At 48.3% G+C, this 21,271-nt stretch carries 19 protein-coding genes; 8 read left to right on the forward strand and 11 right to left on the reverse strand.

Annotation, left to right across the window (positions count from 1 at the left end):
- Nucleotides 1-205, forward strand: a 205-nt coding sequence (locus RN22_RS25370; RefSeq protein WP_046302587.1) for a hypothetical protein, incomplete at its 5' end; no start/stop codon positions are given.
- On the opposite strand, the gene RN22_RS00010 is transcribed toward RN22_RS25370, so the two are convergent.
- From RN22_RS00010 to RN22_RS00025, 4 genes are read right to left on the reverse strand one after another with little or no spacing between them, the layout of a single operon-like run.
- Complete coding sequence (locus tag RN22_RS00010) at nt 202-636, reverse strand: hypothetical protein (protein ID WP_046302588.1); 435 nt, start codon at nt 634-636, stop codon at nt 202-204. The two genes, RN22_RS25370 and RN22_RS00010, sit on opposite strands and share 4 nt — an antisense overlap.
- Nucleotides 626-1,990, reverse strand: a complete 1,365-nt coding sequence (locus RN22_RS00015) for a hypothetical protein (protein ID WP_046302589.1) — start codon at nt 1,988-1,990, stop codon at nt 626-628. The genes RN22_RS00010 and RN22_RS00015 overlap by 11 nt, the downstream gene beginning before the upstream one ends.
- A gap of 5 nt (nt 1,991-1,995) precedes the next feature.
- Nucleotides 1,996-2,652: a PilW family protein gene (locus RN22_RS00020; protein ID WP_046302590.1), complete on the reverse strand. Its 657-nt coding sequence runs from the start codon at nt 2,650-2,652 to the stop codon at nt 1,996-1,998.
- Complete coding sequence (locus RN22_RS00025; protein WP_039849509.1) at nt 2,649-3,188, reverse strand: Tfp pilus assembly protein FimT/FimU; 540 nt, start codon at nt 3,186-3,188, stop codon at nt 2,649-2,651. Before RN22_RS00025 ends, RN22_RS00020 begins: the two co-directional genes overlap by 4 nt.
- Nucleotides 3,189-3,291: 103 nt before the next feature.
- Between RN22_RS00025 and RN22_RS00030 the strand changes: the two genes are divergently transcribed.
- On the forward strand, nt 3,292-3,729 hold the full coding sequence (locus RN22_RS00030) for a type IV pilin protein (protein WP_046302591.1): 438 nt from the start codon (nt 3,292-3,294) through the stop codon (nt 3,727-3,729).
- Between the two features lie 45 nt (nt 3,730-3,774).
- On the opposite strand, the gene dnaJ is transcribed toward RN22_RS00030, so the two are convergent.
- The 3 genes from dnaJ to grpE form a co-directional block, all read right to left on the reverse strand.
- Nucleotides 3,775-4,914: a molecular chaperone DnaJ gene (dnaJ, locus tag RN22_RS00035; RefSeq protein WP_046302600.1), complete on the reverse strand. Its 1,140-nt coding sequence runs from the start codon at nt 4,912-4,914 to the stop codon at nt 3,775-3,777.
- A 174-nt stretch (nt 4,915-5,088) separates the two neighbouring features.
- Nucleotides 5,089-7,005 carry a molecular chaperone DnaK gene (gene dnaK, locus RN22_RS00040; RefSeq protein WP_002535682.1) on the reverse strand — a complete coding sequence of 639 codons (1,917 nt, stop codon included), beginning with the start codon at nt 7,003-7,005 and terminating at the stop codon, nt 5,089-5,091.
- A 198-nt stretch (nt 7,006-7,203) separates the two neighbouring features.
- Complete coding sequence (grpE, locus tag RN22_RS00045; RefSeq protein WP_002535681.1) at nt 7,204-7,809, reverse strand: nucleotide exchange factor GrpE; 606 nt, start codon at nt 7,807-7,809, stop codon at nt 7,204-7,206.
- A gap of 184 nt (nt 7,810-7,993) precedes the next feature.
- Between grpE and nadK the strand changes: the two genes are divergently transcribed.
- The 3 genes from nadK (at nt 7,994) to bamE (ending at nt 11,227) form a co-directional block, all read left to right on the forward strand.
- On the forward strand, nt 7,994-8,875 hold the full coding sequence (nadK, locus tag RN22_RS00050) for an NAD(+) kinase (protein WP_046302592.1): 882 nt from the start codon (nt 7,994-7,996) through the stop codon (nt 8,873-8,875).
- Nucleotides 8,876-9,068: 193 nt separating this feature from the next.
- Nucleotides 9,069-10,736: a DNA repair protein RecN gene (gene recN, locus RN22_RS00055; RefSeq protein WP_046302593.1), complete on the forward strand. Its 1,668-nt coding sequence runs from the start codon at nt 9,069-9,071 to the stop codon at nt 10,734-10,736.
- Nucleotides 10,737-10,870: 134 nt separating this feature from the next.
- Nucleotides 10,871-11,227, forward strand: coding sequence for an outer membrane protein assembly factor BamE (gene bamE / locus RN22_RS00060; RefSeq protein WP_002535677.1), 357 nt, complete (start codon nt 10,871-10,873; stop codon nt 11,225-11,227).
- 125 nt (nt 11,228-11,352) lie between these two features.
- On the opposite strand, the gene phoU is transcribed toward bamE, so the two are convergent.
- Genes phoU through RN22_RS00080 form a run of 4 tightly spaced genes read right to left on the reverse strand, consistent with a single transcriptional unit; the run spans nt 11,353 to nt 16,773 of the window.
- Nucleotides 11,353-12,060 (reverse strand): phosphate signaling complex protein PhoU, encoded by a 708-nt coding sequence (phoU, locus tag RN22_RS00065; protein WP_039849517.1) that lies wholly within the window; start codon nt 12,058-12,060, stop codon nt 11,353-11,355.
- Nucleotides 12,061-12,077: 17 nt separating this feature from the next.
- Nucleotides 12,078-12,896, reverse strand: a complete 819-nt coding sequence (gene pstB / locus RN22_RS00070; protein WP_046302594.1) for a phosphate ABC transporter ATP-binding protein PstB — start codon at nt 12,894-12,896, stop codon at nt 12,078-12,080.
- 23 nt (nt 12,897-12,919) lie between these two features.
- Nucleotides 12,920-14,566 (reverse strand): phosphate ABC transporter permease PstA, encoded by a 1,647-nt coding sequence (pstA, locus tag RN22_RS00075; protein WP_046302595.1) that lies wholly within the window; start codon nt 14,564-14,566, stop codon nt 12,920-12,922.
- A 38-nt stretch (nt 14,567-14,604) separates the two neighbouring features.
- Entirely contained in the window at nt 14,605-16,773 is a 2,169-nt protein-coding gene (locus tag RN22_RS00080; RefSeq protein ID WP_046302596.1) for an ABC transporter permease subunit, read from the reverse strand.
- Nucleotides 16,774-17,015: 242 nt separating this feature from the next.
- Here RN22_RS00080 and RN22_RS00085 point away from each other — a divergent pair, with 242 nt between their 5' ends.
- From RN22_RS00085 to ppx, 3 genes are read left to right on the forward strand one after another with little or no spacing between them, the layout of a single operon-like run.
- On the forward strand, nt 17,016-17,525 hold the full coding sequence (locus tag RN22_RS00085) for a glycine cleavage system protein R (RefSeq protein ID WP_046302597.1): 510 nt from the start codon (nt 17,016-17,018) through the stop codon (nt 17,523-17,525).
- Nucleotides 17,526-17,542: 17 nt separating this feature from the next.
- Nucleotides 17,543-19,639: a polyphosphate kinase 1 gene (gene ppk1 / locus RN22_RS00090; RefSeq protein ID WP_002535669.1), complete on the forward strand. Its 2,097-nt coding sequence runs from the start codon at nt 17,543-17,545 to the stop codon at nt 19,637-19,639.
- On the forward strand, nt 19,632-21,140 hold the full coding sequence (ppx, locus tag RN22_RS00095; RefSeq protein ID WP_046302598.1) for an exopolyphosphatase: 1,509 nt from the start codon (nt 19,632-19,634) through the stop codon (nt 21,138-21,140). The genes ppk1 and ppx overlap by 8 nt, the downstream gene beginning before the upstream one ends.
- Nucleotides 21,141-21,271 lie beyond the last annotated feature (131 nt).

A 21,271-nucleotide genomic window follows, 5' to 3' on the forward strand; every position in this document is an offset into this window, starting at 1 on the left:
TCGCAACCCTCAAAACACCTTGTTGACTCACCTCTTCACCGCACTTTTCAATGTTTTGATGATGAGGTTTTCGCGTTTCGACTTGGTGGCATTTCCTTATTGGGAGCCGCTTGCCGTGTCGATGGGGCGCATTATAGGGAGGTCTCGAATTCTGGCAAGGGCTTTTTGCGAAAAAAGTCACAAAAACCGATTAACCGTTCACTAATCCAGCAGGTTGGTGAATTTAGACACAGAAATTGGGAGAGAAAGGCTTTGAGCTGTGCCATTCCTGTCACTCCAGCTGACTTTAACATCCATTATTTTGGCGTAGGTTGCGGCCACACCGCTGGCTGGCGTGTGTTGAAGCGTTTTGGTAGGCGTCACTGAAAGACTATATAACGAGCCTTCATTCAGTGTTAACTGGCAGCTTTGAATGTTCTCTACCGTTTTGCCTTCGCAATCTGAGCCTGTGGTATTCAAAGTTTGTAGCAAGGCTAACTGAGACTCTGCAATTTGCTTTGCTTCAACAAACATAAGTGCGTTCGCCTTCTCGACTTCTAGGTGGCTATATAGCTTTAACGTTCCAACACCAGACAAAACAACGACCAATATAGCGATAAGCGTCTCTACAAGTGAAAAGCCTTTGTTAGAAGTCATGAATGCTTCCTTTTACCAGCTTTGGCTCAGAGGGAAAGAATTCATCATCATCGATGCTTTCATCGTACCCTGGTTTGAACGCACCAAAGACCTTTGACGTTCCTTTTTCTACGTCCACAATGTAACTGCCTTTTGTTTCAAAGGAGCCATGGAATAGAAAAGGAAGATATTTCCAGTTATCCACTTCCATTCCTAATGCATCAGGCTCATTAAACAAATCACAAAAAGTTGCCATTGGACCCGATGTACAAGAAACGTTAGTTACCTTATTTCCTTCATCATCGGTCGACTCGCTGACATCCAGCCATGAGTTTTGGAAGTCATTTCTTTCATGATTAAATTGAAAAATAGAACCATTGAAATTGGCCAAAGCACCGCTGTAGGCAATCACTCCATCTTTCACCACGATAAATACAGGGTTGACACTATCGCTAGCCACTCCAGCCATATTGCAATCCCCATCGACCCAAACTGTTACCAATTTGCCCGGAGAGTGCCCTGCTCCCGCAACTATGCGATTTCTCTTATCCGTAATCGTCTTCCCACATAGCTCGACATTACTTTTTACTGTCTCTGTGCCGTTACCATTGTCTATAGTCGTAGTACCCGAAGTACTGAACACTGCGTCAAAGTCATCCCTCACTTTTTCCCAGTTACTTTTGGGTTCTTGAAACTTTTCTTTGAAGAGGTTCATATTGGGTTGCTGATACAAAATGTCAGACTCGAAGTCATTCATCTTTCGAGTTTTAGATGCGACAGTTGTACTGAAATCTTCCTTACACTGCTCTAAATTGGTAGCCAATAATTCTGATTGGAAAGTAGCGTTCGAGTCGCCGGTATCAATAGTAACGTCCCCACCAGCAACTATAGCTAGACACTCATAAATATTGGTTTGCCCTTCCTTACCTACATGAGCCCCTTTGGCTGGTACCCAGGAATTACCTCCCTCTATAACCAAGCTACCAGAAGTTTTGAAAGCAGATGCAGTCCCCCCGCCTCCACTGACCATAGCGCTATACGTTGCATAGCCTGAAGAAGACGTTAGCAACCATGGACTTTCTGTACCAGAAAGCACAATTTGGCTGCCAGTTTTTTCTCTACAGCTGTCAGAAATAGTGGTTCCAAAACTTCCGTCACTTAGTGAAATGGCTGTCGGTCCATTCTGCTCAAACACCGCAATCGCACAGTCCAATCCGGCCTTTGCACTCGCTCTCTGCTTTGCATCCAAAATCTGGTTTTGCGTCTTCTTAATGTCGGCCAGTCCAGAATTCACAACCGAAACTGCGAACAAAGCAACAATGAGTAAAATGCCGCTGACGACAGCGAGGGTAGCCATCCCTTTTTGACTGTTCATGCTTGTTAGCCATCCACATTCGGAAGTGATACGGTGAAATTCACGGTATCTTTGATTGAGCTATCATTTTTCAATGATGCAGTGATGGTCACATCAACCATTTGGGCCTTGTTGGTCGATGCGACTCCTTGTAGGAAAGTGCGTTTAAAAATAAGGCTCTCAATGACCAACCGGTCAAATGTCATATCTCGCCAGTAGCCACTGTCACATTTCCAATTCGTTAACGCATCCCAGTTTTCGTAAACCTCGATTACCGAATTGTTTTTGCTGTCCTTACCTAATCGATATCCTTTAGCGTCATCTTTATTGATTGCTATAGCCCCGGAACGTTTATCGTGGTTATAGGCAAACCGGATACATTCGCCGCCCTCAACCTTCGAAGCGCTGTCATCAATCAATACTGATGATGAAGCACCTGCCTCATCATCCTTAATAAAAGGGTTTACCGACGTACAGTCGTAGCAAAACCCTGCACGTGCTATCTCATTTTTCATCGTGTCTGCGATGATGTTCAATTGGGATCTCAGAAAATCGTTTTGAAGCTGCTTGGTCCCAAATTCGGTATTAATGGTAAAAAGCGCCAAAGAAGATGCCATGACAATTAAGCTGACGGTCACACCAACCATCATTTCTACCAGTGTATAACCGCGGGCACGTCTCATGATGGACACGATTCCCAACCGGTCACAGCGGTATTGCTACACCCTTTCAATCCGACATACCTACGGATCATAATCCCTGATTCTTTGCCTGTTTCTTCTCCATGCGCTAGCTTCACCGTTTTGTCATTTGAAGGCATGCCGGATATAGGAGAGAAATAGAAAAGTTTTGCAGGATCTGTGAGTGCAGGCTCTTGGACATTAACCATCGCCCCTTTCTCCAAAATGACCTTCTGCAGACCTTCACTGTCAGAGCAACTGAAGTTTGCGACTTCGGATTTTTCACTGAGCCCGATACAGCCGTTATCCGTTGCACTTGAAGGGACATAGTGCACATAAATGTTACGATGGCGCCTTAGAGACTCTGACTGTCCAACTTCCAGTACGGAAAGCAATTGTGAGGCCTTGCTTTCAACAACAGCCGCTTTGTGGGAAGACACATAGGTTGGCACAGCTACCGCTGTGACGACTGCCAATACCGACACCGTCGTTATCATTTCAATCAAGCTAAATCCGCGCTGTAGATTCCAATATCTCACAACAAATTCCTTTAGCGTCCGCTGTACCTTGTTTCCATACTATCAACGGGGATACCGTAGGTCTCTGGAATAAAAATGGATTTTCCGCATAGTGAACCAAAAAATGACGCTGAGAACTAAGACATTACATCTAGGTATGACGTTGATCGAAATCTTGATTGCCGTAGCCATCATCGGTGCCATCACAACGATTGCGGTCCCAGCCGTGGGGAATTATTTGCTTAAATCAGAGCGCAGCAGAGTTCAGATGGACCTGTACCAACTTCAGACACACGTAGAGCAAGTGTTCACGGCAACAAAGAGTTACCCAAATAGCAACAGCTTGATATGTAGCAAATGTCAGGTATCCGAAGAGTACGATTTTTCAATTACTCTGGGCTCCGATAACGACGCCTACCGTATTCAGGCAAAACCCAAATCTACTTCTAGGCAGGATAAAGATACTGACTGTCACACCATGGCCATTAATGCGGCATCTGAACAGCTTAATTTCAAAAAAGATGCCAGTGCCATCTCTGACAATGACAAATGCTGGATATAAAAAAACCGGCGAATTCGCCGGTTTTTCATTTTATCTCTCTGACTGTTAGCTGGTCAGATCGTCAAAGAATTTCTTCACGCCATCGAAGAAGCCTTCTGATTTAGGCTTGTGCTTTTTCGCGGCACTGCCACCCAGTGATTCTTCGAACTCACGCAACAATTCTTTTTGTTTGCTGCTGAGGTTAACCGGGGTTTCCACCACCAGTTTACAGATCAGGTCGCCAAGGCCACCACCACGCACTGACTGCACACCCTTGCCACGCATGCGGAACATACGGCCAGTTTGTGTTTCTGTAGGAACCTTCAGATTCACGCGTCCGTCCAGTGTTGGTACTTCTACTTCGCCGCCCAATGCTGCCATCGTAAAGCTTACTGGTACTTCGCAGTACAAGTTGTTGCCATCACGGGTGAAGATGTGATGATCACGCACGTGTACCTGTACATACAAATCGCCGACTGGTGCGCCAAATTCTCCGGCTTCACCTTCACCTGTTAGACGAATACGGTCACCCGTGTCTACGCCTGCAGGGATTTTCACGCTAAGGGTCTTGGTCTTCTGAACACGGCCTTGGCCATGACAGCTATCGCAAGGGTCTTTGATGATTTTGCCGCGACCGTGACAGGTTGGACAGGTTTGCTGTACAGCAAAGAAGCCTTGACGCATCTGCACTTGGCCTTGGCCGTGACAGGTTCCACACGTTTGTGGCGATGAGCCTGGTTTTGCACCACTGCCACCACATGGGTCACAGCTTACGTAAGTCGGGACATCAATCTCTTTGGTCACACCACGGACTGCTTCTTCTAAAGAAAGCTCCATGTTGTAGCGAAGGTCTGCGCCACGCTGGGCACGTGCCTGACCGCCACGGCGACCACCACCAAAGATGTCGCCAAACACGTCACCAAAGATATCGCTGAAGTCTGCGCCGCCACCGAAGCCGCCGCCACCGCCCATTCCACCTTGTTCAAAGGCTGCATGGCCGTATTGGTCATAAGCTGCGCGTTTTTGATCGTCTGTGAGGATTTCGTACGCCAGCTTCACTTCTTTAAATTTCTCGGCTGCCGTTTCATCACCAGGGTTTTTATCCGGGTGGTACTTCATCGCAAGACGCTTGTACGCCTTTTTGATGTCACGCTCACTGGCGTCGCGGCTTACGCCAAGCACTTCATAAAAATCACGATTTGACATGTTTTGCTTGTCACCTGCTTCTATACCGGGCAAAAAAGTTAGCCCCGTATCATACAACTACGGGCGAAGGAGAAAATCCTCCTGCGCCCGTGCGAAATAAAAACGGTTAAATCTTTCGATTCAGGTCTTGCTGCTTTTCAGTCGCAAGACCTGCTTCTGGGATGTTATCCAGTCTTATTTTTTGTCGTCTTTTACTTCTTCAAACTCAGCATCAACAACGTCGTCGTCTTGCTTAGTTTGCTCTGCACCGGCGTCTTGAGCTTGCGCAGCTTGTGCTTGCTGCTGAGCCACTTCCATCAGCTTCTGAGATGCTGCGATCAGTGCCTGCACTTTTGCGTCAATAGCTTCTTTATCTTCGCCTTTACGTGCTTCTTCCAGCTCGCTGATTGCTGCTTCGATCTTCTCTTTCTCGTCAGCTGGCAGTGCGTCGCCTGCTTCTTCGATTTGCTTGCGAGTTCCGTGAACCATTTGGTCAGCTTGGTTGCGCGCAGACGCCAGTTCTTCGAACTTCTTGTCGGCTTCTTTGTTCGCTTCCGCTTCCTGAACCATTTTCTCGATTTCGTCGTCGCTCAGACCGCCAGATGCCTGGATAGTGATCTTCTGCTCTTTACCTGTGCTCTTGTCTTTCGCAGACACGTGCAGGATACCGTCAGCATCCAGGTCGAAGATAACTTCGATTTGTGGCATGCCACGTGGTGCTGGGTTGATGCCTTCTAGGTTGAATTGACCCAGAGACTTGTTGTACGTCGCCTGCTTACGCTCACCTTGCAGTACGTGAATCGTTACTGCACTTTGGTTGTCTTCAGCAGTAGAGAACACTTGGTTCGCCTTAGTAGGGATAGTGGTGTTCTTCTCGATGAGCTTAGTCATCACGCCGCCCATGGTTTCGATACCCAGAGACAGTGGCGTTACGTCCAGCAGCAGAACGTCTTTCACGTCACCTGCCAGTACACCGCCCTGAACCGCTGCACCTACAGCAACTGCTTCGTCAGGGTTCACGTCTTTACGTGCTTCTTTACCAAAGAATTCAGCAACTTTCGCTTGAACCATTGGCATACGAGTCTGACCACCAACCAGGATTACGTCGTTGATGTCGTTTACAGACAGGTCTGCGTCAGCCAGTGCTACTTTCAGTGGCTCCAGTGAACGTTGAACCAGATCTTCAACCAGTGACTCCAGCTTCGCACGGGTCACTTTAACATTCATGTGCTTAGGACCAGTCGCATCTGCAGTGATGTATGGCAGGTTCACGTCAGTTTGCTGCGCAGAAGACAGTTCGATCTTCGCTTTCTCAGCTGCTTCTTTCAGACGCTGCATTGCCAGTGGATCTTTACGCAGGTCGATGCCTTGGTCTTTTTTGAACTCGTCAACCAGGTAGTTGATCATGCGGTTGTCGAAGTCTTCACCACCCAAGTGAGTGTCACCGTTGGTTGCCAGTACTTCGAACGTCTTCTCGCCGTCTACTTCGTCAATCTCGATGATAGAGATATCGAAAGTACCACCACCCAAGTCGTAAACTGCGATAGTGCGGTCACCACCTTGCTTGTCCAGGCCGTAAGCCAGTGCAGCAGCAGTTGGTTCGTTGATGATACGTTTAACTTCCAGACCCGCGATGCGGCCAGCGTCTTTAGTCGCCTGGCGCTGTGCGTCGTTGAAGTACGCAGGTACTGTGATAACTGCACCAGTTACTTCCTCACCCAGGAAGTCTTCTGCAGTTTTCTTCATTTTCTTCAGGACTTCAGCTGAAACCTGAGGAGCTGCCATTTTCTGGCCTTTAGCTTCTACCCATGCATCGCCGTTGTCAGCCTTAACGATTTTGTAAGGCATGATTTCGATATCACGCTGAACTTCTTCGTCTTCGAAGCGACGACCGATCAGTCGTTTGATTGCAAACAGCGTGTTTTCTGGGTTGGTCACAGCCTGACGTTTTGCTGGCTGACCTACCAGAGTTTCACCGTCCTGGGTGTACGCGATGATTGATGGCGTTGTGCGATCGCCCTCTGCGTTTTCGATTACGCGTGGCTTGTCACCGTCCAGTACTGCTACACATGAGTTGGTAGTACCCAAGTCGATACCAATGATCTTACCCATTTGGTTTTCTCCGAAAATTCGTCTTACGTCTATGTTGCGTTAACCCATATATGGGGGTCGCGGTTTAGGGTTCAACCCTGCACAAGAAAAATTTTTAAATTTTCTTTTTGATGCACCTTAAATAAGGGCGACTTATTGGCTTTCAAGGCCTGAAATGAAAAAAACCCGCAAAAAGCGGGTTTTTCCTTAAATTCGGTCTTATGCCTGCTCGTTCACGTTACCAGCAGCGGCTTTTGAAACCATTACCATGGCAGGGCGAACAACACGACCATTCAGTTCATAGCCTTTCTGCATCACGAACATCACGGTATTTGGCTCGTGATCTGCGCTTTCCTGAATAGACATTGCCTGATGGAATTCTGGGTTGAACGGTTCGCCGTGTGGGTTCAGCTCTTTCAGGCCGAACTTTTCCACTGCATCTTTCATGGTCTTCAGCGTTAGCTCAACGCCTTCGATCATCGGCTTGAGGGCGTCATTTTCTTTGTCCGCCATCTCTACTGCGCGTTCCATGTTGTCGATAACAGGAAGCAGTTCATTCGCGAAACGCTCCAGAGCAAACTTACGTGCTTTGTCGATTTCCTGCTCGGTACGACGACGCATATTTTCAATATCCGCACGTGCGCGCAGTACGCTGTCTTGTTGCTCTTTCACTGTCGCTTCACTTGCTTCAAGTGCAGCTTCAAGCTCAGTGATCCGGCTAATCATTGCATCAGTTTCAGCATCAAGGGCATTTTCTTCAGCCTGTGCTTCCACTGCTTCGTTTTGCAATTCTTCTTCCTGGATCTTGTTTTCTTCTTTGCTCATGCTCTCTCCGACACAATACACTGTGTTGAACCCCAAAAATCTCAAGGATTGGGGCATCAATCTCGACGGTTTTGCTTATTATGGGGATGAATGGTCACGTTTCAAGGTGTCTCTTGCCGCAATGCACGACAAGTGTAGGGCAATCACTTATACTCAAGCCACTAAACTGTGCAGGATCAATAAGATGTCAAAGCGTTTTAACACTATAGCTTTGGTAGGAAAACCGCGAAATCCAGAAGCGGTAGCAACCCATGAAAGCCTGTATCACTGGCTGACCCAACAGGGTTACCGCACTTTGGTCGACAATCGTCTCGACAATTACCTTAATATTCCGGCTGATGACTTCCATGATTTGCTTTCGCTAGGTGCTAAAGCCGATTTAGCCATTGTCATTGGTGGTGATGGAAACATGCTGGGCGCAGCCCGTGTCCTTTCCCGTTTTGATATTTCCGTTATCGGTGTCAACCGTGGCAACCTCGGCTTTTTGACCGATCTCGATCCGGATGAATACGAAGACGCACTGACGTCAGTATTGTCCGGCGAATACATCGAAGATCACCGCTTCTTGCTTGAAGCAGAGGTGCATCGTCACGGTCAGGTGAAAAGCCATAACGCGGCGCTTAACGAAGCCGTGCTTCACCCTGGGCAAGTCGCCCACATGATTGAATTTGAAGTCTATATAGACGACAACTTCGCCTTCTCTCAGCGCTCTGACGGCATTATCATTTCGACGCCAACAGGCTCAACTGCTTATAGCCTTTCCGGTGGTGGCCCTATCCTGTCGCCGAGCATTGATGCGATTTCACTCGTTCCTATGTTCCCGCATACGCTATCGAGCCGTCCTTTGGTCGTAGATGCCAAGCGGCATATTAAGCTTGTGGTTTCACCGGATAACGGCAGCACCCTGGAAGTCAGTTGTGACAGTCAGGTCTCCTTGCCTGTTAATCCAGGGGATGAAGTACATATCTACAGAAGTCCTTCACTGTTGAAGCTTATCCATCCTAAAAATTACAGCTACTACAAAACGTTGCGAACCAAATTGGGCTGGTCGAGCAAACTCTTCTAGTGAGGTAGGAAAGAACATTGTTTATGAAAAGAGTGGCTTAGGCTGCTCTTTTTTATTTCCAACACTCACATTGCTCGTTTTTTAACCCGCATCACAATTTCATCGCGAATTCATACCTGAACATCTTTACTGTATACAAACACAGTATATACTGTACAAAACAACAGGTGATGATAAACACAGGTATAGGCTCATGCTGGCACACATCACAATTCAAAACTTTGCCATTGTTAAAGCGCTCGAACTCGACTTCCAACAGGGAATGACCACCATTACCGGCGAGACCGGTGCAGGTAAATCCATCGCTATTGATGCTCTGGGTTTGTGTCTGGGCGATCGCGCAGATGCCTCCATGGTTCGCCCTGGAGAGGAAAAAGCAGAAATCGTGGTGCTCTTCCAACTCCAGAACAATCCTGCCGCGAGACGCTGGCTGGAAGACAATGAGTTGGTCGATGGTGATGAGTGCATTCTGCGACGTGTGATCACCAAAGAGGGCCGTTCACGTGCCTTCATTAATGGCAGTCCTGTACCAGCCTCCCAGCAAAAAGTATTGGGACAACACCTCATTAATATTCATGGTCAGCACGCCCATCAGCTTTTGATGAAGAACGATTACCAACTGACGTTGCTCGACCAATATGCCGGCCACCAAAACCTGCTAGCTACAATGCGCCAGCGTTATCAAGACTGGCGTGCTGCACGAAACGAGCTCAAGCAGCTAGAAAAGAACAAAGAAGCGTTCGAAGCCCAACGCCAGCTTTTGGAATACCAAGTAAATGAGCTCAATGAACTGGCGTTAGGTGAAACCGAATATCCAGAGCTGGAAGCGGAGCACAAGCGCCTTTCCAACTGTGGCGACATTGCGATTTGCAGCCAAAGCGTCCTGCAGGCATTAAGTGAAGATGATGAAAACAACGCGATGCAGTTGCTGCAGTTTGCCCAGCAGAAGCTTGCCGAACTCGCTGCGATGGACAGCCGTTTTAACGATCTAACACAGATGCTGGACGAAGCTTGCATTCAGGTGCAGGAAACCAGCCACGAGATCTCAAGCTATATGGATAGCCTGGATATGGATCCTGCGCGCCTGAGCTATTTGGATGAGCGCATGGCGACCATAATGCGTCTTTCACGTAAACATCAGGTTTCTCCTGAAGAGCTTTTCACTTCCCATCAGTCTCTGGTAAATGAGCTTGAAAACCTCAATGACAGCGATAACCAGATTGAACAGCTTGCCGCTCAAGTCGAACTGAAGCACCAAGCTTGTCTTGCAGCAGCAGAAAAACTCAGTAAGAGCCGTAAGCGTTATGCCAAAGAGCTGGATAAGCTGATTTCTGCCAGCATGCATGAGCTCAGTATGCAAAACGGCAAATTCCATATTGCACTGGATAGCCAGCCAGAAAGTCACTTGTCACCGCTGGGCTTCGACAGTATCGAGCTTTTGGTTTCCACCAACCCAGGTCAGCCAATGCAAGCGTTGGGGCGCGTAGCATCCGGTGGTGAGCTTTCCCGTATTTCTTTGGCAATTCAGGTTATTACTGCACAGAAAGTGGATACACCAAGCCTTATCTTCGATGAAGTGGATGTGGGTATCAGTGGACCAACAGCTGCCATTGTCGGCAAACTGCTTCGCAAGCTAGGTGAGTCAACCCAAGTGATGTGTGTGACGCACTTGCCGCAAGTTGCCGGCTGTGGTCATCAGCAAATGTTCGTGGCGAAAGCCAGCGAGAAAGGGAAAACCACCACCAGCATGATTCAGCTGGATACTCAGTCCCGCGTTCAGGAACTGGCGCGACTGCTCGGTGGCAGCGAAATTACTGAACACACACTCGCCAATGCTAAAGAGCTGCTGATTGCTGCATAGAGGCTCTTAGCCTAAAGAGAAAGAAACTTTTCCCCAATAGCACGGTCGAACAAGCAAGTTGAGACAAGAGTTTTTTACTTCTCTCACTTGCTTGTTTATCATCGTCCCCTATTTTGGAAATGAAGTAAGAAGTCATGCGTTGGAAACACATCGTTGCGGCATCCCTTGTTCTGGCTAGCCTCTCAGGCTGTTCTTGGGTTAACAAGCTGGTTTATCGCATAGATATTAATCAGGGAAATTACATCGACCAAACCGCGGTCGAAGAGCTCAAATTTGGCATGACCAAAGAGCAGGTTAAGTTCTTACTTGGTCCACCTATGTTGGTTGAATCCGGCTATCCAAATACTTGGTATTTTGTTCAATATCTGAAGCCTGGACATGACGAACCAGAACAGAAAGAACTGGTTCTTTCTTTCGACGACAACGGTCAGTTGGTTGGCATGAAAGGTGACTATCAGCCAGGTACTGGATTTTTCGAAGCCGTTCGCTAATTTGATGCCTAAATGCCAGAATCAAAAAACCCGCTCACCGCGGGTTTTTTATTGATCTATACCCAAACGACCTGAATCCTGCATCTTCAGGTTGTTTGGGTATATACAATGCCGATACCAAAGCGCTATTTCAGCATTTTTTCCAACTGTTCTTTGTTGGTATGGCGGATGTCTTTACCTTTCACAAAGTAAATGATGTATTCGCAGATGTTCTGGCATCTGTCACCCACTCGCTCAATCGCGCGAGCAGACCACATCACTTTGAGGACATTAGGAATAGAGCGCGGATCTTCCATCATGTAAGTCATCAACTGACGTATAATCGCTTCGTATTCTTTATCCAGATGATCATCGCTGTGGTAAACCTTCATTGCCGCATCCACGTCCATGCGCGCAAACGCATCCAGCACATCATGCAGCATACGTGCAGCTTTGTGGCCCAGGTTTTCCAGTGACACTAAAAACGGCTGTTGATGATTAGAAAAATTATCCAACGCCATCTTCGCAATACTGTCCGCGACATCACCAATACGTTCGAGGTCGGTAATGGTTTTTATAATCGCAATCACCAAACGCAAATCACCTGCTGTAGGCTGGCGTTTTGCAATGATTCGGGTACAGGCTTCATCGATAGCGACTTCCATCGAGTTGACCTTATGGTCTTCGCGGATCACCTGTTTTGCCAGCTCTACATCCTGATAATGCATCGCACGCAAAGCGTCAGTCAGCTGTCGCTCTACCAATCCGCCCATCGCGAGCACATGGGTGCGGATAGCTTCCAGTTCAGCATTAAACTGACCTGAAATATGACGACTGATATTTTGGTTGTCCATCATTTGCGTGCGTGTCCTTAGCCGTATCGGCCAGTGATATAGTCTTCAGTTTGCTTGTTTTTCGGTGTGGTAAACAGCGTATCTGTATCGGCGTATTCTACCAGTTTACCTAGGTTGATAAAGGCAGTTTGATCAGATACACGCGCAGCTTGTTGCATATTATGGGTAACGATCACCACAGTATATTTACGTTTAAGATCGTTGATGAGTTCTTCAATCGTCAGCGTGGAGATCGGATCCAGTGCCGATGTAGGCTCATCAAGCAAAAGGACTTCTGGCTCAATGGCGATAGCGCGCGCGATCACCAATCGTTGTTGCTGGCCGCCAGACAAACCAAACGCGTTGTCATGAAGCCGATCTTTCACCTCATCCCATAACGCAGCTGCTCGAAGCGAACGTTCAACCGCGTCGTCCAGCGTACGTGCGTTTTTCACGCCTTGCAGTCGCAATCCGTAGATAACATTTTCGTAGATGGACTTTGGAAAAGGATTCGGTCGTTGGAACACCATGCCCACCTGACGGCGAAGTGCTGGCACATCCACTGTTTCATCATAAACATTGGTGCCATGAAGCAGAATTTCCCCCTCTACCTTACAGCCATCCACCAAGTCATTCATACGATTGATGCAACGAAGCAGAGTAGATTTTCCGCAACCGGAAGGGCCGATAAACGCCGTGACCTTACCTTTAGGAATACGCATATTAATATCGAACAATGCCTGAGAATTGCCGTAATGGAGATTCAAGTTCTGAATAACCAGTGCCGTCTGCTCATCTGGAAGTGATGACAGATCGATAGGTCCCGGTAATCCAATGTTGGCATTGATAGATATCATTTCGTCGCGATGTCCTCTAACGCTTAAATTTCTTGTTCCAGCGCGCGGTACTTTTCGCGCAAGTGGTTACGGATAGTGATAGCCGCCAGATTCAGGCTGACAATCACAGTCACCAACAGCAAGGATGTGGCATAAACCAACGGCCTCGCCGCTTCAATATTTGGGCTCTGGAAACCCACATCGTAAACGTGGTAACCAAGGTGCATGAACTTTCTGTCCAAATGCAGGAACGGGAAGTTTCCATCCAGTGGCAGACTCGGTGCCACCTTTACAACACCTACCAGCATAAGGGGGGCCACTTCACCCGCCGCGCGGGCAATAGCCAGAATCAGTCCCGTCATAATAGCAGGACTCGCCATAGGTAAAACTATACGCCAAAGCGTCTCGGCCTGTGTGGCGCCAAGTGCCATAGACCCGTGACGCACAGAGTTGGGGATTCGAGCCAAGCCTTCTTCGGTTGACACAATCACCACAGGCAACGTCAGGATTGCCAGCGTCAATGACGACCACAATATCCCAGGCGTGCCAAACGTTGGGTTAGGCAGTGTCTCCGAATAAAACAGTGAGTCGATACTGCCGCCGACGAAGTAAACAAAGAAGCCCAGGCCAAATACGCCATAAACGATGGAAGGCACTCCTGCCAGGTTCACTACCGCAATGCGGATCACACGGGTGAAAGCATTCTTTCCAGCATACTCATGAAGGTAGACAGCCGCCAACACGCCGAGCGGGGTCACCATGATGGACATCAATAGCACCATCAGCACTGTGCCGAAAATAGCAGGAAAAACACCGCCCTCTGAATTGGCTTCCCGCGGATTATCTGTCACGAAGTTGGCAATCTGACTTGCCCAATGCAGCACCTTCTCGAACCCGCTCATGTCATTGGGATACCAAAGCCCGAGCACATTATTGAGTGCGATGCGGACATTGTTACCGTAGCGGTCTTTAACAATCAGGCTGTCCAGAGACAAATCCGCACGGCGTTGCATTAAGACTTCTTCTAGAGATTGATAACGAAACGCTAAAGTGTCGATGCCATCCTGAACTTTCTCTGGCACCGCCTTACCTTTGCTAAGGTAGGAGGCTTTCTCTTTTTTTAGTGCCGTGAGCTGGTAGTTCACCTTCTCTATTTCGCGCTGCTCTATCGCTGTGATTTCGCTACGCCGCTTTTCCGCCAACGCGATTTTTTCTTCAAAGAATGCATGGTTTGGTGAGGATGTGGTGACTTTTCCTTGGTCTAGGTATCCCACAGGAACACCATAGAAATCGCCATTTTCGATCCGTTCAATCACAGCAATATTGGGGTTGGCTACCTGCGAAAGGATGTTTTGCTCAAGCACCGAAATAAAATCATGTGCTTCCCGTTCACGGTTGGCCACCTTTATCAGCAGTCTCTGATGCTCTTCCTGATTTGGCTCTTTGAGTACAACACCCGCCTCTTGTAACTGACGTGAAGAGATTGTCTCAACACCATAAATCTGACCAAATGCCGTCTCTTCACCAAACGGAGTTTCAATCTTGAACTCGTAAACTGGAGCTGGCCAGAAATACGCCAGACCTTTCCAGCCAATCAACAACATCACGCCCAGCACAGCAATCAAACAGAGGCTGACCATGCCTGCTGTCATCCACACCCAAGGAGAGCTACTGTTTAAACGCTTAAGCATAAACAGACTCCAGATGGATTGAATTGAAGGCTAACGCTTTACAACGCACGGTACTTCTCTCTCAACTGCTGGCGAACAAATTCCGCCACAGTGTTAAACAGGAACGTAAATGAAAACAGAATAAAGGCTGTCAGGAACAACACTCGATAGTGAGAGCTACCCACTTCAGATTCTGGCATTTCCACCGCAATGTTCGCTGACAAGGTTCGCAGCCCCTCAAACGGGTTCCATTCCATCAATGGCGTATTTCCCGTCGCCATCAATACAATCATGGTTTCGCCCACAGCACGGCCAAGCCCCATCATCACCGCAGAGAAAATACCCGGGCTTGCGGTCAGTAAAACAACGCGTGTCAGCGTCTGCCAATGGGTCGCACCTAACGCCAGTGATCCATTGGTCAGGTGACTGGGCACTGAAAAGATCGCATCTTCCGCAATGGTAAAAATAGTCGGGATCACCGCGAAACCCATCGCCAAGCCCACCACAATGGCATTGCGCTGATCGAAATTCACGCCCAATACGTCAGTCACAAACACCCGGCTGTCCCCGCCCATGAAGGCATCTTCTACCCAGGGGCCAAGAGCAAATGCGAGATATCCCAGCAGCAGAATCAGTGGCACCAGCACAAACAAATGACCACCTGGTGGCAGTTTCTTGCGCACTGAGCGTGGCAGCGCCGTCCAGACGAATGCGGTCAACAGGAAGGAAACCGGCATAGCGACGAAAATCAGAAAGACTGCGGGTAAATGGGTTTCAACAATAGGTGCCAGCCACAATCCGGCTAGAAAACCCAAGATAACCGTTGGTAAGGCTTCCATGATTTCGATGGTGGGTTTCACCACCTTACGAAGACCAGACGGCATGAAATACGCAGTATAAATCGCGCCACCGACCGCGAGTGGAATCGCAAACAGCAGCGCATAAGCTGCCACTTTAATCGTACCGAATACCACAGGAACGACACTCAGCTTGCCTTCAAAAGACTCGCTGCCAGATGTGGATTGCCAAACAAACTCCGGCTCTCCATAGCCCTCATACCATATACGATTCCACAATGAACGGACGTTGACTTCAGGGTGAGGATTATCAACATTCAGTAATGTCAGGGTATCGCCCTTCTCCACCAACAGACGATCTGCCCGAGGTGAGAAACCCAAGGTGTCAATTTGGCCAGCTATTTCGGGCAACTCAAAGTTGTCACGTATTTCACTTGGCGCATGCCAAAGCGTCAGATCACCGCCTGGCGTCAGATTGGCGAAAACATTGCGATGGGGCTCCACCGCGAGGAAGCCATCTTGAGTGTCAAACTCACGCACCATGGTCAGCGAACGCTCACCAGACTTCACCACATCAAACCACTGCGTCAGTCTGCCATCATCCAGACGCAACATCAGCGAATGTCCACCAGCCAGCAATGTCATAGACTCAGGCATCGCGCCGGTCACAAGTTCGATGTCCACTGACTCGCGCAAATCGATTCTACGATCTGACACCGAATACACATTGAGCTCATTACCGACCATCTCAAACAGCTTCTGACCCCGGGGCGCAATCAGCACGCTGGCATCAGCGCTTGTCGGGACAGCAGCATGCAGTATTTCATTGCCATCACGCTCGATAACAATGTTCAACCAGTCTCCTGCCACGCCTGCAACAACGCGGTCATTATGTCGTTTAGCAAAGGTAAGACTGGATATCGGCAAGCCATTGCTGAGCTTTACCGAATCCATACGCTGGATATCCGGCGTGAAGGTTCTTTTTCCGTCTGCATAGTGAGACAAAAAACGCAGGCGCTGAAAACTCACAGAGCCATCTTCAAGCCCATAGGCGCTGACGCCCGCATAAGGTTGAGGTGCGTAAAAGCTGCTGGGAAACTCAGCGAGCTTCTCACGGGAAACCAACTGCCCTTTTCCATTCAAAGAGAAGATGGATAGAAACCCATCATCGGAATAGCGGAAGCCGAGTTGATTATTGTCATCCATACCAAGCTGGACGGCTGGGCTTTCAAAGCCGAGGTCGAAGGTCCCTTCAAGCGTGACCGACGGGCTTTTGAACAGGGGGAGAACCACATACGCGAGGTAGAAGAATATCAACAGCAATGCCAACAAAACAGCAATGCCACCTCCCTTCACGGAAAGGCGCGCAAGTCTGTCTTTGAAACGCCGCCGGGAGTCTCCCTGAGTCAGCGCATGTGTGGCGTTTGCCATTGGTACCTCATATTTTGGTTAAGCGGCTCATAATATTTCTTTTTGATGACATAAATGTGACAGTCGAAAAATCAAGACAAGTTAAGCCCATGAAATAAAAGTGTAATAAAACATGTTTAGCCTCCCCTAACGTTGATGTGAGGCACAGTTCGGAGGTGCCTGCTTCGCCGAGGGGTAGACAGGGTTTTAAAACCGCCTTAATAATGACCTTTCCCCTCCGCTGTTGACGCAAAGGATCGACCATGAAGCAGTTAGTTATCACCCTCATCGGCACGGATCGCTCAGGTCTGGTAGAAACACTCTCCGACACCGTATTCCAGCATCACGGAAGCTGGCAAGCCAGTAGCCTTAGTAAACTTGCGGGCAAGTTCGCTGGTATTGTTCAAATTGATATTAAAGAAGAAAATGTCAAAGCGCTGACAGACGCGCTAAATAACATTCCTGATCTTAACGTTCTTATCGCAGAAGCTGCACATCAAGCAGAGACTGATACAACAACGCATACCCTGTCTGTTACAGGCAACGATCGGCCTGGCATTGTTCAGGAAGTGACAAGGGAAATCGCCAAGTTTGGTATCAACATCAACAATCTGGAAACCGATGCAGAAAGCGCAGCCAACTTTGGTGGCGTGATATTTAAAGCTGAGTTTGATCTCGACATCGCCAACAACATCTCGCTGGATGACCTTGGTGCAGCTCTTGAAGGGCTGTCAGATGACCTGATCGTGGAGTTTGACGAAAGCGACATTTAATTAAGGAAAGGGGAAAAATGAGCGCGGATACGCTTTACGTAGACAAAGAGTTAAGTTGGCTGTCTTTTAACGAAAGGGTACTTCAGGAAGCTGCAGACAAAAACGTTCCTATCATCGAACGTGTGCGATTTCTCGGTATCTTTTCCAGCAATCTGGATGAGTTCTATCAAGTCCGTTTTGCTGACGTAAAGCGCCGTATCCTGATCAACGAGGAGCAAGGTGGCGACAGTAAAGCCAAGGAGCTCCTCAATAAAATTCAGGACAAGGTTCTCAAGCTCAACCAGGATTTCGACCACCTTTATAACGACATTTTACTCGAAATGGCACGTCGCCATATTTTTCTGGTTAACGAGCGACAACTGACGGAATACCAACAAAACTGGTTGAAAAGACATTTCGTCAGTAATCTGCTTCCGCACATCACCCCTATCATTCTCACCGACGACATGGACGTGCTCTCTTTCCTTAAAGATGCGTACTCTTACCTTGCCGTTGAAATGAAAAAAGAAGGCCAGCCTAACCGCTACGCACTGATTGAGATCCCAACGGACGAAATAGAGCGCTTTATCAAGGTGCCGGAGCCAAAGGGTAAGCGCCGCCGCAAGACCATCATCCTGCTCGATAACATCATTCGTTTATGTCTCGATGAGATTTTCAGTGGTTTCTTTGATTACGACAGTGTCGAAGCTTATGCCATGAAAATGACCCGTGATGCGGAATACGACCTCACCAATGAGGTTGACCACAGCCTGCTAGAAAACATGTCAGACAGCCTAGATCAGCGCTTAACTGCCCTTCCGGTCCGATTTGTTTATCAAAGGGACATGCCACAGGATATGGTAAAACATATCCTCAGCATGCTGAGGATCTCCGATTACGACAGCGTTCTTCCCGGCGCCCGTTATCATAATTTCAAAGACTTTATCGGCTTCCCGAATGTCGGGATGAAATATCTGGAAAACCCTCCGCTACCGCCGATTGAATCTGCCGACTTCACCACCAACGCCAATGCATTTGACGCTATTCGTCAGCGTGATGTGCTGCTCTACTATCCCTACCACACTTTCCGACATATGACGGAACTGGTGCGTCAGGCGTCTTTTGACCCAAAAGTGCGCAGCATCCGGATCAATATTTATCGCGTGGCGAAAAACAGCCGCATCATCAACTCCATGATTGATGCTGCCAACAACGGCAAGCGCGTCACAGTCGTGGTAGAGCTTCAAGCGAGATTCGACGAAGAAGCCAATATCGAATGGGCGCGCGTACTGACCGACGCTGGCGTAAAAGTGGTATTCGGTACACCTGGGCTAAAAATTCACTCTAAGCTTTGCCTCATCACTCGTCGTGAAGACGATGGCTTACGCGAGTATGCCCACATAGGTACCGGTAACTTCCACGAAAAAACCGCGCGTATCTATACCGACTTCTCGCTGTTTACCGCAGATAAATCGATCACTACGGAAGTGCGTAAGGTATTCAATTTTATTGAGAACCCTTACAAACCAGTAAAATTCTCTCACCTGATTGTATCGCCGCGTAACTCGCGCACGCGCATTTATCGTTTGATCGAACGTGAAATCGAACATGCCAAGAACCGCAGGAAAGCGGGCATCACCTTGAAGGTGAACAATCTGGTGGACAAAGGCTTGGTGGACTTGCTCTACAAGGCGAGCAATGAAGGCGTAAAAATTCGCATGATTGTGCGTGGTATGTGTTCGCTTATCCCGGGTGTGAGAGGTCTTAGCCACAACATCAAAGCCATCAGTATTGTAGACCGTTTCCTTGAGCATCCACGTGTATTCGCATTTGAAAATGGCGGAGATCGCGATGTCTACATTTCATCGGCAGACTGGATGACCCGTAATATCGATAACCGTATCGAAGTGGGTGCACCTATCAAAGATGAGCGCCTGAAACAGCGCATCATGGACATTCTCGAGCTTCAATTTGCAGACCGCGCCAAAGCACGTGTCATTGATAAAGACATGTCCAACGCTTACGTGAAACGCGGAAATCGCAAAAAAGTACGTTCACAAATCGAAATTTACGATTACCTTAAACAAGTAGAACGTACCGAGAAACGGCAAGCGAGCAAACAAAAGAATGAATGACACGACCCCGGCTGAAAAGCCAAGGGAAATCGCCGCAATAGATTTAGGTTCCAACAGCTTCCACATGGTCGTTGCCCGCGTCGTCGGGCAAGGCCTTCAAATCATCAGCCGCCACAAACAGCGTGTGCGGCTGGCTTCAGGACTCGACGATTACCTCAACCTCGATAATGCAGCTATCAACCGCGGTGTGGAATGTTTGGCCATGTTCGCCGAGCGCCTTCAAGGCTTCGATGAAGCAAACGTCCGCGTTGCGGCAACCTTTACCCTGCGTGAAGCGAAAAACAGTCATATTTTTGTGCAGCGGGCCCGCAATGTCTTCCCCTATCCGATAGAGATCATCCCCGGCGTGGAAGAAGCCCGTTTGATTTACCTTGGTGTGAGCCACACACAACCAGGTGATGGCCGAAAACTGGTGGTAGACATTGGTGGGGGCAGCACTGAGCTTGTTATTGGCAAAGGTTTTAGTCCAACACTCACCAACAGTAAACATATGGGTTGTGTCAGCTATAACCATCGCTTTTTCAAAGATGGACAAATTTCTATCAAACGCTTTGCTCAAGCCCAGCTCGCGGCAGAGCTGAAGTTAGAAAGCATCGCCAAACAGTACAAGGATTGCGGCTGGGGAGAAGCCGTAGGTTCCTCTGGCACCATCAAAGCTATTCGTGAAGTCTTGATTGCCAGTGGGCACGACGATGGCATCATCACCCGTAAGCGGTTGGATGGCTTAATTGAACAGGTACTGCAGGTGAAGTCGGCCAGCGAGCTGAAGCTGCCCGGATTAACGGAAGACAGACAACCTGTATTTGCCGCGGGTCTTGCGATTCTCTCCGGCGTGTTTCACGCACTGAGCATTGAGAAGATGGTGTATTCCGATGGCGCGCTTCGTGAAGGCCTTTTGTACGAAATGGAAGACCGTTTCCAACAAAGCGATATACGGAGCCGCACCGCAGCAGACCTCGCGGAGCGCTATCATATCGACAGGCAACACGCAGAAAACGTCCAGCAAACTGCAGAGAATTTTTATCTCCAGGCAGAGCCAAAACTTGGCACAAAAAAAGCCGAACTTGCCATATTGCTAAGCTGGGCAGCGCTGCTGCACGAAGTTGGATTAAGCATCTCGCACTCCGGTTTCCACAAACACTCGGCGTATATTCTGCAAAACACCAATCTACCCGGCTTTAACCAAGAGCAGCAAACAGTGCTGGCAACCCTTACCCGCTTCCACCGTAAAGCGTTGAAACTTGAAGAAATGCCAGAATTCACTCTGTTCAAGGCCAAGCAAATTTATCCGCTTATCCGCTCTTTAAGGTTGGCTTGTGTGTTGAATGTGCAGCGCAGTGGTGAACCCATGCCCGAGGTAAAGCTCGACGCTAAGGATGACAGTTGGTCACTCACGTTCCCTGAGAACTGGCTAAGCCAGAACAAGTTATTGGCTGCCGACTTGGAAGTAGAAAAGAACCTTTGGGATTCAGTGGGCTGGAAACTGTTGGTTAATGATTAATACCAATCGTAGTAAATATCTGCTCATCCTAGCTTGTTAAAATGCTCGATAACTGCGTTGATAAATTTGATTGTAGAGTAACTACTTACCGAAATTTTCCGCCTTATTCTCGAGCATTTTTCCTGCGCTAT

This window comes from Grimontia sp. AD028, assembly GCF_000973155.1.
Taxonomy (GTDB): domain Bacteria; phylum Pseudomonadota; class Gammaproteobacteria; order Enterobacterales; family Vibrionaceae; genus Enterovibrio; species Enterovibrio indicus.

Coding starts and splice junctions, on each gene's coding strand:
- RN22_RS00010 (WP_046302588.1), bottom strand. CDS start 636: ATGACTTCTAACAAAGGCTTTTCACTTGTAGAGACGCTTATCGCTATA.
- RN22_RS00015 (WP_046302589.1), bottom strand. CDS start 1,990: ATGAACAGTCAAAAAGGGATGGCTACCCTCGCTGTCGTCAGCGGCATT.
- RN22_RS00020 (WP_046302590.1), bottom strand. CDS start 2,652: ATGAGACGTGCCCGCGGTTATACACTGGTAGAAATGATGGTTGGTGTG.
- RN22_RS00030 (WP_046302591.1), top strand. CDS start 3,292: ATGACGCTGAGAACTAAGACATTACATCTAGGTATGACGTTGATCGAA.
- dnaJ (WP_046302600.1), bottom strand. CDS start 4,914: ATGTCAAATCGTGATTTTTATGAAGTGCTTGGCGTAAGCCGCGACGCC.
- dnaK (WP_002535682.1), bottom strand. CDS start 7,005: ATGGGTAAGATCATTGGTATCGACTTGGGTACTACCAACTCATGTGTA.
- grpE (WP_002535681.1), bottom strand. CDS start 7,809: ATGAGCAAAGAAGAAAACAAGATCCAGGAAGAAGAATTGCAAAACGAA.
- nadK (WP_046302592.1), top strand. CDS start 7,994: ATGTCAAAGCGTTTTAACACTATAGCTTTGGTAGGAAAACCGCGAAAT.
- recN (WP_046302593.1), top strand. CDS start 9,069: ATGCTGGCACACATCACAATTCAAAACTTTGCCATTGTTAAAGCGCTC.
- bamE (WP_002535677.1), top strand. CDS start 10,871: ATGCGTTGGAAACACATCGTTGCGGCATCCCTTGTTCTGGCTAGCCTC.
- phoU (WP_039849517.1), bottom strand. CDS start 12,060: ATGGACAACCAAAATATCAGTCGTCATATTTCAGGTCAGTTTAATGCT.
- pstB (WP_046302594.1), bottom strand. CDS start 12,896: ATGATATCTATCAATGCCAACATTGGATTACCGGGACCTATCGATCTG.
- pstA (WP_046302595.1), bottom strand. CDS start 14,566: ATGCTTAAGCGTTTAAACAGTAGCTCTCCTTGGGTGTGGATGACAGCA.
- RN22_RS00080 (WP_046302596.1), bottom strand. CDS start 16,773: ATGGCAAACGCCACACATGCGCTGACTCAGGGAGACTCCCGGCGGCGT.
- RN22_RS00085 (WP_046302597.1), top strand. CDS start 17,016: ATGAAGCAGTTAGTTATCACCCTCATCGGCACGGATCGCTCAGGTCTG.
- ppk1 (WP_002535669.1), top strand. CDS start 17,543: ATGAGCGCGGATACGCTTTACGTAGACAAAGAGTTAAGTTGGCTGTCT.
- ppx (WP_046302598.1), top strand. CDS start 19,632: ATGAATGACACGACCCCGGCTGAAAAGCCAAGGGAAATCGCCGCAATA.